Here is a 14823-nt window from a genome sequence, read left to right as displayed (position 1 = left end):
AAACGCGAACGGCTGCATGCTTAGCTCGTCGCCATTGCGACGGGTAGGGAAGAGTTTAGCCGCGCATTGCCATCTATACGGGAGGTTTTTGATGGATCGTCGTTCATTTATCAAGAAGGCGGGTGCAACGGGGGCAGGCGCCGTCGCGGCTGGCGCATTGGCTGCACCTGCTATCGCGCAGGAAAATCCGAAGATCTCGTGGCGCATGACGTCATCGTTCCCGAAGAGCCTCGACACGATCTATGGCGGCGCCGATGACGTCGCCAAGCATGTTGCCGCGGCGACCGACGGCAACTTCCAGATCCAGACTTTTGCTGCGGCCGAAATCGTACCGGCTCTCGAAGCGGCCGATGCCGTCAGCTCCGGAACTGTCGAAGCGGCTCACACCTGCTCCTATTACTTCGTCGGCAAGGACCCGACCTACGCGATCGGCACCGCCATTCCGTTCGGTCTCAACGGCCGCCTGACCAATGCCTGGTTCTACGAAGGCAACGGCAATGCGCTGATGAACGAATTCTACGCGACGCAGGGCATCTACGCGATGCCGGCCGGCAATACCGGCGCGCAGATGGGCGGCTGGTTCCGCAAGGAGATCAACACGCTCGACGACCTCAAGGGCGTCAAGATGCGTATCGCCGGCATTGCCGGTCAGGTCATGTCCAAGGTCGGCGTCATCCCGCAGCAGATCGGTGGCGGCGACATCTATCCGGCGCTCGAAAAGGGCACGATCGATGCGGCCGAATTCGTCGGTCCCTATGACGACCTGAAGCTCGGTCTGCACAAGGTTGCGAAGTATTACTACTATCCGGGTTGGTGGGAAGGTGGCCCGACGGTCCATGCCTTCTTCAACCTCGAAAAGTGGAACAGCCTGCCGAAGCACTATCAGGCGGCCCTCACCGACGCTTGCGCCTACGCCAACACCAACATGATGGCGAAGTACGACATGAAGAACCCGGGCTCGCTGAAGCAGCTCGTCGCCGAAGGCGCGACGCTGCGTCCGTTCAGCCAGGAAATCATGGAGGCCTGCTTCCAGGCGTCGATGGACCTCTACAAGGACATCTCCTCGAAGAACCCGTATTTCAAGAAGATCTACGAGGACCAGGCTGCCTTCAAGCGTGACGCCTATCTCTGGATGCAGCTGTCGGAATACACCTTCGATACGTTCATGATGATCCAGCAGCGCGCTGGCAAGCTCTGAGCTTAGAAGCTACCCGCCAACAAAAAGCCCCGGAGTAATCCGGGGCTTTTTTGCTACCTACTTGATGACCGGCGGCTGGCTGAGGTCGGGCTGCGCCGGCGCTGCCGGGGCGGGGGCTGCCGGCGGTTGGCCGGGCGTGCCGAGTGGCGGCAGGGTGAGGCCCGGGATCTGCGCCGATGCGCCGCCCGGAACACCCATCGGCGGCAGGCCGAGCTGACCGCCGAAGCCGGGAACCTCGATCTTGATGGTGTTCGGATCGACTTGCGGACCCTTGTCCAGCCAGTAGGTGACGGACTGCGGCCAGAAGATGATGATCGCGACGAGGATCAGCTGCATGCCGACCCAGGGTATCGCGCCCATGTAGATATCCTTCGTCTTCACGTCGCGGCTGGCGATCGAGCGCAGGTAGAAGAGCGCGAAGCCGAAGGGCGGGTGCATGAAGCTCGTCTGCATGTTCACGCAGATCAGTACGCCGAACCAGATCAGGTCGATGCCGAGGCTGTGGGCCACCGGGGCCAGCATCGGGATGACGATGAAGGCGATCTCGAAGAAATCCAGGAAGAAGGCGAGGATGAAGATGAAGATGTTGACGAAGATCAGGAAGCCGACAGGACCGCCCGGAATGCCCGAGAGCATGTGCTCGATCCAGCGCGAGCCGTCCATGCCCTGGAAGACGAGGCTGAAGCAGGTGGAGCCGATCAGGATCATCACCACCATGGATGTTATGTGCATGGTCGAGGTCATCGCCTCGCGGATCAACGGCCAGGTGAGGCGGCGGTGCAGGGCGGCAAGCGCGATGGCGCCGACGACGCCGAGTGCGCCGGCTTCTGTCGGCGTCGCCAGGCCCATGAAGATGGTGCCGAGCACCAGGAAGATCAGCACGATCGAGGGGATCATGCCCCAGAGGACGGTGGCAAGCAGCTTCCAGTCGAAGTCGCCGCGCACTTCCTTCGGCAGCGGCGGCATCGACTTCGGATTGATGATCGACAGGATCAGGATGTAGCCGACGAAGATCGCCACCTGCAGGATCGAGGGGCCGATGGCGCCGAGATACATGTCGCCGACGGAGCGGCCGAGCTGGTCGGCGAGAACGACGAGAACCAGCGACGGCGGGATGACCTGGGTGATGGTGCCGGAGGCGGCGATGACGCCGGTGGCAAGCCGTGGGCTGTAGCCGTAGCGCAGCATGATCGGCAGCGAGATGACGCCCATGGTAATGACGGACGCCGCCACCGTTCCGGTGATGGCGCCAAGCACGGCGCCGACGAGGATAACGGCGTAGGCCAGGCCGCCCGGAATGGCGCCGAACAGCTTGCCGGTGCCCTCAAGCAGGTCTTCCGCCAATCCGCATCGCTCGAGCACCGCGCCCATCAGAGTAAAGAAGGGGATGGCAAGCAGCAGGTCGTTGGAGACGATGCCGAAGAAGCGCAGCGGCAGGGCCTGCAGGAACACTTCGCCAAAGTGGCCCGTTGCGATGCCGATCAGGCCGAAGAACAGGCCGACGGCTGCGAGCGAGAAGGCGACAGGGAAGCCATAGAGCATGAAGATGATCATGCCGACGAACATGGCGGGCGGAATAATACCGTAATCGAACACGTGCTTTCTCCCCCAGTCGTCTTATTGCAGCGGCTTTTCGTATTTCGTGTCGATCTGGATATCGCCGACGAGTGCCGCGATCCTCTTGATCAGCTCCGAAATGCCCTGAAGGGTGAGAAGCGCGAAACCGGCAAACAGCATGAACTTGACCGGCCAGCGGATCAGGCCGCCGGCATTGGCCGAGACCTCGCCCTGCTGGAAGGAGTGCATGAAATAGGGCCAGCAGAGGATCGAGAGGAAGATGCAGGCCGGGATCAGGAAGACGATCAGGCCGATCGCGTCGATCCAGAGCCGGGCGCGATCGGAGACCGATCCGTAGATCAGGTCGACGCGCACATGCTCGTTGTTGCGCAGCGTGTGAGCGGCGCCGAGCACGACGACATAGGCAAAGAGATACCACTGGATCTCAAGCCAGCCATTCGAGCTGTAATTGAAGGTATAGCGGACGATGGCATTGGCTGCGCTGATCAGGCAGCAGAAGAGCACCATGTAGTCTGCAATCTTACCGATAACTTGGCTGAATCGATCGATCAGCCGGCTGACACTCAGCAGAGCCGCCATTCCTCTCCCCATGTTTGCCTTTACGGCAAGTTCTCCTCGTTGAAATTTGTGTAAACGAAGGGTTTCTAAAATGAAAGATTAAATGGGCCGTCTAGGAGTTTAGTCGTAGGCGCGGCGCCCGGCGCCCGCATCCGGCCATCCCGGCGGCGGCAACCTATGAGCGGAATATCAGTCGGAAATAATACATCCCGAGGCTGCGTATAACGCGTCAATATTTTGGATTTCGTCTCAAAGTTTTAGAAAAACCGGCCAAATACATAGGGTTCATGCAATCAATTTTTAAAAGGTTCTGAGTATCTTGCCCGCGCACAGGGAAAATATGGATGAAGCCACATAACCCGAACAGGGTCCCTAAGGATGTGTATCTGTCATTCGTGAGTTCCCTCTTCGGGAACCGCATGACGCTCGTGGCCGGCGTTATCGTGCATGTCGTTGCCTTCGTTGCCGTCGCCGCCAAGGCGGATGCGCCGCTCTATTATCTCCTCGCTCTCGCCTTCCTGCTGACCTTCGTCGGCCGCATGCTGACCTTCCGCCAGTTCGACAAGGTGGAGAAGCAGTCGCTGACGCGCGCCGATATCGAGCGTTGGGAGACATTCTATGTGATTGGCGCAACCTCGACCGCGGCAATCCTCGGCATCGGCAGCGGTTATGCGATCTTCATTCTGCGCGATCCCTTCGCTGAGCTCGCCTGCATCGCGGTGACGATGGCATCGATGGTGTCGGTCGTCGGCCGCAATTACGGTTCGCAGCGGGCGATCGACCTGCAGACGCTTGCCTGCTGTCTGCCGATGATCGTCTGTAGCCTGATGGCGCTCGATTTCTATCGCGCCATTCTTTCGGCCTTCCTCATTCCCTTCGGGCTGACGACGCGGGCGATGGCCAATGGCGTTCGCGAATTCCTCTATGAGAATGTCATCGCTCACCGGCAGATTTCGCTGATCGCCGACCGTTTCGATACCGCGCTCAACAACATGCCGCACGGCCTCGTCATGGTGGACCCCGGCAACCGGATTCAGGTGATCAACCGCAAGGCCTGCGAACTCCTGAAGATCGGCGACCCCGACAGGCTGAAGGATCGCGATCTCGGCGCGGTGCTGCGCTATGGCGCGCGCTACAGCTTCGTTGATGCCTCGCAGCCGGACCTGATCCTGCGCCAGCTGTCGCAGGTGGCCGAAGGCAGCATGTCGCGCGTGCTGATCCATCTGCCTGAGGACCTGTCGCTGGAGTTCTCCGCCAAGCGCCGTATCGACGGCGGGGCGGTGCTGATCTTCGAAGACGTCTCCAGCCGCGTTAAGGCCGAGCAGAAGATTCTCCACATGGTCCGCTTCGATGCGCTGAGCGGCCTGCCGAACCGTGAATATTTCGGCCAGCTCGTCCAGGACTATCTGAACCGCCATCCGCGCCGCAAAGGGCCGCTCGGCTTCATGGTCATCGACATTGATGAGTTCAAGCATGTCAACGACATGCGCGGCCATATCACCGGCGACAAGCTGCTCTGCGCGATTGCCGAACGGGTCAAGGAAAAGGCCGGAAGCGCGATCGTCGGGCGCCTGATGGGCGACCAGTTCGTGATCTTCTTCCCACATGCCAAGAACCGGGAAATGCTGGAGGCGGAGATCCGCACCGCGCATGCCGACATCCAGGGCCATTACGAGGCCGATGAGGTGACGTTCCTGATCTCGCTCAGTGCCGGTTATGCCGTGCTCGAGGGCAATGCCTTCGCGATGGACGAGTGGAGTATCAAGGCGGATCTGGCGCTCTTTGAAAGCAAGTCGCGTGGACGCGGCGGCATTGCCGGTTTCGAGCGCGAAATGGATGGCCGCTATGTCGAGCAGCAGAAACTGAAGGCCGATCTTCGCGATGCCGTCGCCGCCGGTGCGCTGAACGCTGTCTACCAGCCGATGTATCGCGCCGATGGCTCGCGGATCGACTGTGCCGAGGCGCTGGCGCGCTGGGTGCACCCGGAGCGCGGCTCGATCCCGCCCGATGTCTTCATCCGGCTGGCCGAGGAGATGGGTATCATCTCCGACATCACCCGCTTCATCCTCGTACAGGCCTGCAGCGACTGCATGACCTGGCCGGAGCATATTGCCGTCTCGGTCAACCTGTCGGCGCGCGACCTGCGCGACAACGATATCCTGTTGCTGGTCTCCGAGGCGCTCGCCAAGACCGGCCTGCCGGCCTCGCGCCTGCATCTCGAGATCACCGAGAGCTGCCTGATCGATGAGCCGGCCGCGGTGCGCGCGATCCTTGCGGAGCTGCGCTCGCGCGGCATCACCATTGCCATCGACGATTTCGGCACCGGCTTCTCCAGCCTCAGCTATCTCGACACGCTGCCGCTCGATATCGTCAAGATCGACCGTTCCTTCGTGCGCAACATCGCCCAGGATACGCGGCGGCTGAAGCTGCTGCGCGGCACGGTCAACCTTGCCCGCGAGCTTGGCCTGAAAATCGTCATCGAAGGCGTCGAGACGACGGATCAGCTGGCGATCATCAACAAGGAACGCAGCGCTGACCTCATCCAGGGCTATGTGTTCTCTCCGCCGGTACCCTCGCAGAACATCGGCATCCTCTCCGGAAATCTCCGCCCGGCATCGCGCCGCAAGGCCGGTGCCGCCTGAACCCCACCGCCTGATCGGTATTTTTCTCGGCGCCTTTTCCGGGCGCCGTTAACCTTACTGATTCAAATGTGATTAAGATTGTTTGCAATCATTGCGCGAGAAGAAACCGTATGCTTAATAGTCCGTTAACAAACGGTGGGCGTGATGGCGGACGGGTTTTCGACAGTCAGCGATTTCAGCATGAAGCTCATGGAGGTTCTCGATCACGTCGAATACCGGCGTATCGAGAGCACCGAGGACATGGAGGATGTCGAGCGTCTGCGCTTCCGCGCCTATAAGGCGCGCGAGGTTCTGCCTGTCGCCGCGAAGACCTTGATCGACGATGTCGACTTCGACAGTCAGGCCTATGTCTTCGGCCTCTACTACTATGAAGAGCTCGTCAGCACGATCCGCATCCACCATGTGACGCCCGATCATCGCGTCTCGCAGTCGGGCGGGATCTTTCCCGCCGAGATGGATGCCTTTCTCGATGCAGGGATGACGCTGATCGATCCGGCGCGGTTTGCCGCCGATCCGCAGGCGGCGGCCGAGCTTCCCTGGCTTCCCTATCTGACGCTGCGGCCGAATATCGTCGCGGCTGCGCATTTCCGGGCTGACCGGGTGCTGCAGCATGTGCGTCCGGCGCACGCGGCTTTCTACAAGCGCGTCTTCTATGCCGATACGGTCGTCGCCTCGCGCATGACCGAGATGTACGGCTTCGACCTGACGCTGATGGCGACCAATGTGCTGGAGGTCGGGCGCAAGCTGCTGACCCGCTATCCGTTCTTCATCTCAAGCGCCAGCGAGCAGCGGATGATGTATGGCAGGGCGCCGGGCAAGGGCGCTCCGGCGCTGACGATCGTGCCGACAGCGCGTTTCGTTCCGGATGGGCAATTGGGCACCGATCTGCCGCTCTGATTGCGTGTCGCAAGAAAGCCTTTGGCCGTACTGCATGCGGCATTCTCATGCATTGCGCTTTCACAAAGCTTTGTGTAAGCCCTGAACAGGGATTGTTCCGCCGCAAGTGCTGCGGAATCATGGCATTCAGGCGGTCTGCCGCACTGTGCGGGCCGGGCATTTGAGGGAGACGAAATTCATGGCCGAACATCACACCGGACCCGCCGAAGTTGGCGCACCGATGGACTACAAGGAACATGAGTCCACTTACAACCTGTTCATCGCTGGCGCGAAATACGGCACGATGTTCCTCGTTGCCCTGCTGCTCGGCATGACGGCTGGTTTCTTCACCGGTGGCGGCCTGCTCGGCGGCATCCTGGTTTTCCTCATCATTCTCGTTGCCGGTATCGTCCTGCTGCGTTGATCGCGGCAGGGGGAGGGCATTCCCAGAACGTAAGCTGACGCTTGGGCCATAAGCGGGGAGACCCGTGGCGGTCTGGCTGACCCGGAGGAGGGGGCAGTTGGGCAATATCGTTTTCGTCGCAAAGGAAGCGGCGGACTTGGAAACGCGCGTATCCGCGTCTGCCGAGACCGTCAAGAAGATGAAGAACCTCGGTTTCGACGTCGTCGTCGAGGCTGGGGCCGGCGCGTTGTCCCGCATCCCTGACGGGGAGTTCGAAGCGGCGGGTGCGCGGATCGGAACGATTGCCGATGCCGCGACTGCCGATGTCGTCTTGAAGGTGCGGCGTCCGGCGGAAGCCGAAATCGCCGGCTACAGGAGCGGTGCCGTGGTCATCGCCATCATGGATCCCTACGGCAACGACGAAGCGATCGCCGGCATGGCGAAGGCCGGGCTCTCGACCTTCGCCATGGAACTGATGCCGCGCATCACCCGCGCCCAGTCGATGGACGTGCTCTCCTCCCAGGCCAATCTTGCCGGTTACCAGGCGGTCATCGAGGCAGCTGCGGTCTATGACCGGGCCATGCCGATGATGATGACGGCGGCAGGCACCGTGCCCGCGGCCAAGGTCTTCGTCATGGGCGCCGGTGTCGCCGGTCTGCAGGCGATCGCCACCGCACGCCGTCTCGGGGCTGCGGTTTCTGCAACCGACGTTCGCCCGGCTGCCAAGGAACAGGTTGCGTCGCTTGGCGCCAAGTTCATCGCCGTCGAGGATGAAGAGTTCAAGGCAGCGGAAACGGCCGGCGGCTACGCCAAGGAAATGTCCAAGGAGTATCAGGCGAAGCAGGCGGCGCTGGTTGCCGAGCATATCGCCAAGCAGGACATCGTCATCACCACCGCTCTCATCCCTGGCCGTCCTGCACCGCGCCTCGTTTCGCGCGAGATGCTGACCTCGATGAAGCCGGGTGCGGTCGCGGTCGATCTGGCCGTCGAACGCGGCGGCAATATCGAAGGTGCCGTGGCTGATCAGGTGGCCGAGGTCGAAGGCGTGAAGGTCATCGGCTTTGCCAATATGGCCGGCCGCGTCGCGGCCAGCGCCTCGGCGCTCTACGCCAAGAACCTCGTCACCTTCCTGGAGACCATGGTCAACAAGGACACCAGGACTGTCGTCATCAACCTCGAAGACGAGCTGATCAAGGCGACAATGCTGACCTATGCAGGCGATGTCGTGCATCCGGCATTCGGCGGTGCGAAGAAGGGGGACAACTGATGGCCGGCGAACAAATGGACAAGGCGCTGCAGCAGCTGAACGACGCCGTAACGGCCGTCGCGACCGCCGCCGCCCATGCGCCTGAAGCGGCAAGCGCCGCAACGGGCGGAATGATCGATCCCTTCGTCTTCCAGCTGGCGATCTTCGTGCTGGCGATCTTCGTCGGCTATTACGTCGTCTGGTCGGTGACGCCGGCGCTGCATACGCCGCTGATGGCGGTTACCAACGCCATCTCCTCGGTCATCGTCGTCGGTGCGCTGCTTGCGGTCGGCATTTCGGCCAGCGGCCTTGCGACAGGCTTCGGCTTCGTCGCGCTGGTCCTCGTCTCGGTCAACATCTTCGGCGGCTTCCTCGTCACGCAGCGCATGCTGGCGATGTACCGCAAGAAGGACAAGTGAGGCCGGGCGCATGACCAATATCGCAGCTTTTCTCTATCTGGTCTCCGGCGTCCTCTTCATCCTGGCGCTTCGCGGCCTCTCGCATCCGGCCACCAGCCGCAAGGGCAATCTCTACGGCATGATCGGCATGGGGATCGCCATCCTCACGACGCTGGTGCTGGCAACGCCGTCCTTCATCGGCTTCGTGCTGATCGTTCTTGGCCTCGCGATCGGCGGCGGCGCAGGCGCCTATATCGCCCGCGTCATCCCGATGACCTCGATGCCGCAGCTCGTCGCCGGCTTCCACTCGCTGGTCGGCCTTGCCGCGGTGCTCGTTGCTGCCTCGGCGCTCTATACGCCGCTCTCCTTTGGCATTGGCGATATCGGCTCGATCCATACGGAAGCCCGTGTCGAAATGGCGATCGGCGCGGCGATCGGCGCGCTGACCTTCACCGGCTCGATCATCGCCTTCCTGAAGCTCGACGGTCGCATGTCCGGCAAGCCGATCATGCTGCCCTTCCGGCACATCATCAATATCGCGCTGCTCGTGCTGATCGTCTTCTTCATCATCGGCCTTGCAGTCACCGAAAGCCATTTCGACTTCTGGGCGATCATCGTGCTGGCGCTGGCGCTCGGCGTGCTGCTGATCGTGCCGATCGGCGGCGCTGATATGCCCGTCGTCGTATCGATGCTGAATTCCTATTCGGGTTGGGCCGCTGCCGGTATCGGCTTCACGCTCGGCAATTTGGCGCTGATCATCACCGGTGCGCTGGTCGGCTCGTCGGGTGCGATTCTGTCCTACATCATGTGCAAGGGCATGAACCGCTCCTTCATCTCGGTCATTCTCGGCGGCTTCGGCGGCGAGGTGTCGGGTGGGGCTGCCGACAATTCCGACAAGACGGTCAAGCTCGGCTCGGCCGAGGACGCCGCCTACCTGATGGCCAATGCCTCCAAGGTGATCATTGTGCCGGGCTACGGCATGGCCGTCGCCCAGGCGCAGCATGCGCTGCGCGAACTCGCCGATAACCTCAAGAAGGCCGGCGTCGAGGTCAAATACGCGATCCATCCGGTCGCCGGCCGTATGCCGGGCCATATGAACGTGCTGCTTGCCGAAGCGAATGTGCCCTATGACGAGGTCTTCGAGCTCGAGGACATCAATTCGGAATTCGCGCAGGCCGACGTCGCCTATGTCATCGGTGCCAACGACGTCACCAACCCGGCCGCCCGCGACGACAAGACCTCGCCGATCTACGGCATGCCGATCCTCGACGTCGACAAGGCGAAGACCTGCATCTTCGTCAAGCGCTCGCTCGGCTCGGGTTACGCCGGCATCGACAATACGCTGTTCTACAAGGACGGGACGATGATGCTGCTCGGCGATGCCAAGAAGGTCACCGAAGAGATCAACAAGTCGATCGGCCACTGACGCTGCCCGTATCGACAATGCCGAATACGAAAAGGCCCGCCGGAGAGCGGGCCTTTTCCATTGCCGCCGGACCCTCTCAGGTCGCGGCGGGCGCCAGCGTCATCTTCTCCACGCCAACAGCCAGATTGAGACCCTCCTGGGCCTGGACGTTCAGCGGCTGCAGCATGAAGGATTGGTTGGTGCCACCGGCAATCACCTTGGCGCCTGCACCTGCACCGAGGCTCGCATCGGCGCCGACGCCGTAATATTCGCCGGCCAGCGCAAATTGCGGGAAGTCGGTTCCGGTCTTGGCGAGCACCTGCCAGATCATCACGCTCTTGCCGGTCTCGCCGATATCGAGGCCGAATTTCTCGATCTTGCCGGCATAGACGGCCTTCATGCCGCCGGAGGCCGGGGTGTAGGTGCAGATCAGGTTCTTCTCGGACTTGATGATGAGCCCCTGGCCGCCGTCCGATCCGCAGACCAGCCGGCCGAGAGTGACATAGTCCGCAGCTGCCGCCGGTGTGGCGCAGGCTGCAGCGGTCAGCGCGGCGGCTGCGATCATCGTGTGCTTGAACATGGTCCTTCTCCTTTGAATGACCTGTTCGAAACGGGCGATGCTTTTGATTGTTCCCTTTGCCGGCTAGTCGCGGGCAAGCGTGCTGCGCGGCGCGGTCAGCACCCAGAGAAGGCCTTCCGGCAGATAATCGACCTGCACCGTGCCGCGGAATGCGGCGGCGGCGTGGGTCTTGATCACGGTCGTGCCGAAGCCTGAACGGTCGGGGCTCCTGACCTCCGGCCCCTGCGACTCGCGCCAGACGAAACGCAGCATCGGCTCGGTCTGGCCTTCTTCCTCCGCGTCTTCCCAGGAGAGCGCCACCCGTCCCTCGGGAACGGAGAACGCGCCGTATTTCACCGAGTTGGTGGCAAGCTCATGCAGCGTCAGGCCGAGGTTCTGAACCGCTTCCGGCTTCAGCATGAAATCCTTGCCCGAGATCTCGATCTGATCGACGGCCTGCGGGAAGGCATCGAGATGGATGTCGATGACGCGGCGCAGTGATGCGCCTGCCCATTGCTCGCTGGTCAGGAGTTCGATCGAGCGGATGAGGCCATCGAGGCGCTCGGCGACGGCCGCCTGGAAGCCTTCGACGCTGTCGGCCTGCTTGGCGAGCTGGCGCATCATCGCCTGCGCCAGCGTCAGCAGGTTCTTCGTGCGATGCACGAGCTCGTGCATGACGAAATGCAGCCGGTCTTCGGTCTGGCTGCGGTCGAAGGAGGCATTAGACAGCGCCACCGCCACCTGGTTCGCTTCGATGACGCTGGTATCGATGGGGGCGACGATATGGCCTTCGCCCATGCGGTTTGCCATCTCGGCGATATCGCGGATCGTCGTGCGCACTTGACGGGCGACGGCATAGGCGGCGAAAACCGCGACGGCGAGGAGCGCGATGCCACCGATGATCAGGAAGCGCCAGGTTGTCAGGATTGAGGCCTGCGCCGTCGAGATCGGTCCCCAGATGACCGTCTTCCACGACCAGCCGGGGATCTGCGCGTAGCCGAGCAGTTGATCGGGCAGGATTGCCGTGTCCTCGAAGACGCCGCGCGAGGCGATCAGCGACGGCAGGATACGGGAATCGAAGGCGGTGCCGGGCGCAATCGCAAACGGGCCGCTGGAAGCGACGACATGGCCCGACTGGTCGATGACGGCGGCGGACCAGCCGGGTGCGAGGCCTTCCGGCTGCAGGATCTTGGCGAGGTCGCTGGCATTCTGGGTGATGATCAGCGCGGCCGTCTTGCCGATATCGACGGGCATCGTGACGTTATAGACCCACTCGTTGCTGACCGATCCCTTGAAGACGTTGGATGCCTCGATGCGGCCGCTGTCGAGGGCATATTTCAGCGCCGTCAGATTGCTCATCTTGCCGAGCTGGGTGCCGAAATCGCGGCGGGTGTTGAGGAACTGCTGGCCTTCCTTGTCAGTGGCGATGACGAAGAGCGTGTCGCCGCGCAAGGCCGTCTCGGTGCGGGCGTGGAAGGAAGCATAGTCCTCGTGCTCGAGCTCCGGCGAGGTAGCGAGCAGGCGCAGCGTTGTCGCCATGTCCTGCAGCTGCCGGTCGACGGACCGGGAAAGGGCGAGCGCATCCTGCGCCGTCTCGCGGCGCAGCGTGTCGCGCTGATTGTCTTCCAGCTGCAACAGAAGAAGGGTCACGAAGGCGAAGATCGGAACGGCGATCGCAACCGCCATGGCAACCAGATAAGTGCCGATCGAGGCCTTGGGAAACATGCGGGAACGCAGGCTCATCGGCAGGGTCTTCCCGGATGCCGGGCGGCAAGGCGCGCGAAATTCTTGCCAACAGTTACGAAAGCAGAAAACTGCATTGCCGCCATTGCCCTCAACGCGTCCTGATTCCCGATAGCCTGCTATCGATGCGCCGTCATGTTAGGGGGTGGGGGAAGGGGTTGCAACATACTAAATGCACGCAGGCGCTCTGTCGGATTCCGTACACAGGTTCAGCTGAACCGAGTGAGCCCGAAAGACTCCAGCATGGCGTCGCGTTCTCCCGAGAGGATTTCCTTCGATGCGAGCAGGCCGGCGACCGGCGCCAGCGTCACGCCGGAATGCATGACGGCGATGTAGAGGCCGTCAACGCCGCCATTGCCGATGATCGGGAAACCATCCTTCGGTGTCGGCCGGTAGCCGACGGTGAAGAAGTCCATCGACAGCCTGTCGCTCTCAGCAAGGTTGGCCTTCACCTTGGCAAACAGCGCTGCCGCTGTGACCCGATGATCTTCGCCGGGATCGCTGCCACCGAAATCGCTTCCGGCAATGATGCGGTCTTCGGCGGTCTGGCGCATGTGAAGTTCCATCGCAATCACCAGGCCGTTCAGGCGTTTTTCGAAAGGACGGGAATGGACGATCAGCCCGGCCGGTGCTTCGAGCGGCAGGGCAACGCCGGCAGAGGCGGCGATCGGAACAGATCCTGCGCCGGCCGCAAGCACGACATGGTCAGCCTCGAAAATCCCTTCGGAAGTGACGACGCCGGTAATGCGCTCGCCACTGCGCAGCAATCCACGCACCGCAGCAGTGACGAACTTGGCGCCGCGGGCTTCGGCATCGGCGAGCATCAACCGGGCGGCGGCCACCGGTTCGACGGCGCCTTCTTCGGCTGCATCGAGGGCAAAATCGGGGATTTGTGTCAGGAAGGGTTCGCGGGCGGCGATATCGGTCTTGCCGATCGGCCGGATGTCATAGCCCCAGCTCGCATGCTCTTTCTGATAGGTGAGCAGTTCAGCCTCTGGCAGATCCCAGCAGATGCCGCCGCACCAGGAAAGCGGCAGGCCGGGCAGTTGCGCAGCCAGACGTTTCCACTCGGCCATAGAGCGGCGGCGGAAGCGGAAATAGAATTCGGGATTGCCCCAGCTGGCATTGATCCAGGCAAAGGAATTGGGTGTCGCGACACCGCCGGTATCTTCGGCGATCACAGTGACATCGGCGCCATCGCGGGTCAGGTGCCAGGCTATGGAGGCGCCGATGATGCCGGCACCGGCGACGATCACACGTTGTTTCGCCGCCATGGTGCCGTCTCCGATGCTTCAGGATCAGCCGTTGCTGGGGGCGCCGAGCCGGGCCATGCCGTCTCGCGCCGGCTGGTATTTCGGGTCGAGGCCGACAGCGTGGCGATAGGAGCGCATCGCCTTGTCCTTGTCGCCGCGGCGTTCGTAGACCAAGGCTTGGTTTGCCCAGGATTCGGCCACGTTGCCGTTGAGCTCGATCGCGTGATTGAAATCGGCAAACGCGTTGTCGTCGTCGTTCAGCGCAATATAGGAAATGCCACGGCCGTTATAGGGCTCGGGCGAATTCGGAGAGAGCGAGATCGCCTTCGAGAAGTCGTCGATCGCCTTGTCCTGCTGATTGCGCTTCTGGAAGATCAGGCCGCGATTGTGATAGGCGCGTCCGTCGGTCGTTCCGAGCTGGATCGCCTTGGAGAAATCGTTGAAGGCAGCGTCGTCCTGACCAGCCTGACGGTAAACGTTACCGCGGCCGATATAAGCGACGTCGTAGTTCGGGTTGATCTGCAGGGCGGCGTTATAGTCGCCGATCGCCTGCTGCTGCTGACCCATATTGCGGTAGACCAGCGCGCGGTTGGCATAGGCCTGGTAGAAGCGCGGGTTGATCTGCAGCGCGGTGTTGAAGTCGTTCAGCGCAGCCTTGAACTGGCCGGCGCGGCCATAGGCGGAGCCACGAACGTTATAGCCTTCGGGATCGCGCGGATTGGCGTTGATCACCGAGGTCAGCGAGGCGATGTTCCCTTCCGAGCCCTGGGCCTTGTCGATGCGGATCACGGCATCGGAGGTGTTGTCGGTCTGGCAACCTGCGAGACCGGCCGCGGCAAGAACCGCGAGCATCGGCAGCAGCCGCGCCTTGGGCGCGCGCAAGGACCGGGACGAAGAGAACAAGAAATCAGCCATTCGTGCGCTTTCCCCATGCGTCATATCCGCGGCAGCCGGATATGCGATC

Annotated in this window: 13 protein-coding genes; 7 read left to right on the top strand and 6 right to left on the bottom strand. The window is 62.1% G+C overall.

Annotated elements, in window-relative coordinates:
- The first annotated feature begins 91 nt into the window (after positions 1-91).
- Positions 92-1198, top strand: a complete 1107-nt coding sequence (locus ACEN84_RS06105) for a TRAP transporter substrate-binding protein (protein ID WP_130282204.1) — start codon at positions 92-94, stop codon at positions 1196-1198.
- A gap of 57 nt (positions 1199-1255) precedes the next feature.
- Here ACEN84_RS06105 and ACEN84_RS06100 read toward each other — a convergent pair whose 3' ends face one another.
- The gene (locus ACEN84_RS06100; RefSeq protein ID WP_413710297.1) at positions 1256-2794 is read right to left on the bottom strand and encodes a TRAP transporter large permease; all 1539 of its coding nucleotides are present in this window, start codon (positions 2792-2794) and stop codon (positions 1256-1258) included.
- A 21-nt stretch (positions 2795-2815) separates the two neighbouring features.
- Positions 2816-3355, bottom strand: a complete 540-nt coding sequence (locus ACEN84_RS06095; RefSeq protein WP_112719734.1) for a TRAP transporter small permease subunit — start codon at positions 3353-3355, stop codon at positions 2816-2818.
- Positions 3356-3678: 323 nt separating this feature from the next.
- On the opposite strand from ACEN84_RS06095, the gene ACEN84_RS06090 reads away from it, so the two are divergent.
- The 6 genes from ACEN84_RS06090 to ACEN84_RS06065 all read left to right on the top strand — a co-directional run bounded on the left by ACEN84_RS06090 (position 3679) and on the right by ACEN84_RS06065 (position 10325).
- Positions 3679-5976 (top strand): putative bifunctional diguanylate cyclase/phosphodiesterase, encoded by a 2298-nt coding sequence (locus tag ACEN84_RS06090; RefSeq protein WP_413710296.1) that lies wholly within the window; start codon positions 3679-3681, stop codon positions 5974-5976.
- Positions 5977-6120: 144 nt separating this feature from the next.
- Complete coding sequence (locus tag ACEN84_RS06085; protein ID WP_112719844.1) at positions 6121-6873, top strand: N-acyl amino acid synthase FeeM domain-containing protein; 753 nt, start codon at positions 6121-6123, stop codon at positions 6871-6873.
- Between the two features lie 178 nt (positions 6874-7051).
- Positions 7052-7276, top strand: coding sequence for an aa3-type cytochrome c oxidase subunit IV (locus ACEN84_RS06080; RefSeq protein ID WP_112719732.1), 225 nt, complete (start codon positions 7052-7054; stop codon positions 7274-7276).
- A 97-nt stretch (positions 7277-7373) separates the two neighbouring features.
- Entirely contained in the window at positions 7374-8522 is a 1149-nt protein-coding gene (locus ACEN84_RS06075) for a Re/Si-specific NAD(P)(+) transhydrogenase subunit alpha (RefSeq protein ID WP_112719731.1), read from the top strand.
- Positions 8522-8920, top strand: a complete 399-nt coding sequence (locus tag ACEN84_RS06070) for a proton-translocating transhydrogenase family protein (protein WP_112719730.1) — start codon at positions 8522-8524, stop codon at positions 8918-8920. The genes ACEN84_RS06075 and ACEN84_RS06070 overlap by 1 nt, the downstream gene beginning before the upstream one ends.
- 10 nt (positions 8921-8930) lie before the next feature.
- Positions 8931-10325, top strand: a complete 1395-nt coding sequence (locus ACEN84_RS06065) for an NAD(P)(+) transhydrogenase (Re/Si-specific) subunit beta (RefSeq protein WP_112719729.1) — start codon at positions 8931-8933, stop codon at positions 10323-10325.
- A gap of 76 nt (positions 10326-10401) precedes the next feature.
- On the opposite strand, the gene ACEN84_RS06060 is transcribed toward ACEN84_RS06065, so the two are convergent.
- The 4 genes from ACEN84_RS06060 to ACEN84_RS06045 all read right to left on the bottom strand — a co-directional run bounded on the left by ACEN84_RS06060 (position 10402) and on the right by ACEN84_RS06045 (position 14774).
- Complete coding sequence (locus tag ACEN84_RS06060) at positions 10402-10884, bottom strand: DUF992 domain-containing protein (protein WP_130282194.1); 483 nt, start codon at positions 10882-10884, stop codon at positions 10402-10404.
- A gap of 63 nt (positions 10885-10947) precedes the next feature.
- On the bottom strand, positions 10948-12606 hold the full coding sequence (locus ACEN84_RS06055; protein WP_203428000.1) for a sensor histidine kinase: 1659 nt from the start codon (positions 12604-12606) through the stop codon (positions 10948-10950).
- A gap of 209 nt (positions 12607-12815) precedes the next feature.
- Positions 12816-13880 carry an NAD(P)/FAD-dependent oxidoreductase gene (locus ACEN84_RS06050; protein ID WP_413710295.1) on the bottom strand — a complete coding sequence of 355 codons (1065 nt, stop codon included), beginning with the start codon at positions 13878-13880 and terminating at the stop codon, positions 12816-12818.
- A 24-nt stretch (positions 13881-13904) separates the two neighbouring features.
- Positions 13905-14774 carry a tetratricopeptide repeat protein gene (locus tag ACEN84_RS06045; protein WP_112719725.1) on the bottom strand — a complete coding sequence of 290 codons (870 nt, stop codon included), beginning with the start codon at positions 14772-14774 and terminating at the stop codon, positions 13905-13907.
- Positions 14775-14823: the final 49 nt, after the last annotated feature.

The organism is Rhizobium sp. Rhizsp82, from assembly GCF_047325115.1.
Classification (GTDB): Bacteria; Pseudomonadota; Alphaproteobacteria; order Rhizobiales; family Rhizobiaceae; genus Rhizobium.
Note: the sequence above shows the minus strand (reverse complement) of the source record. Positions and strands in the feature narration are given on the sequence as shown.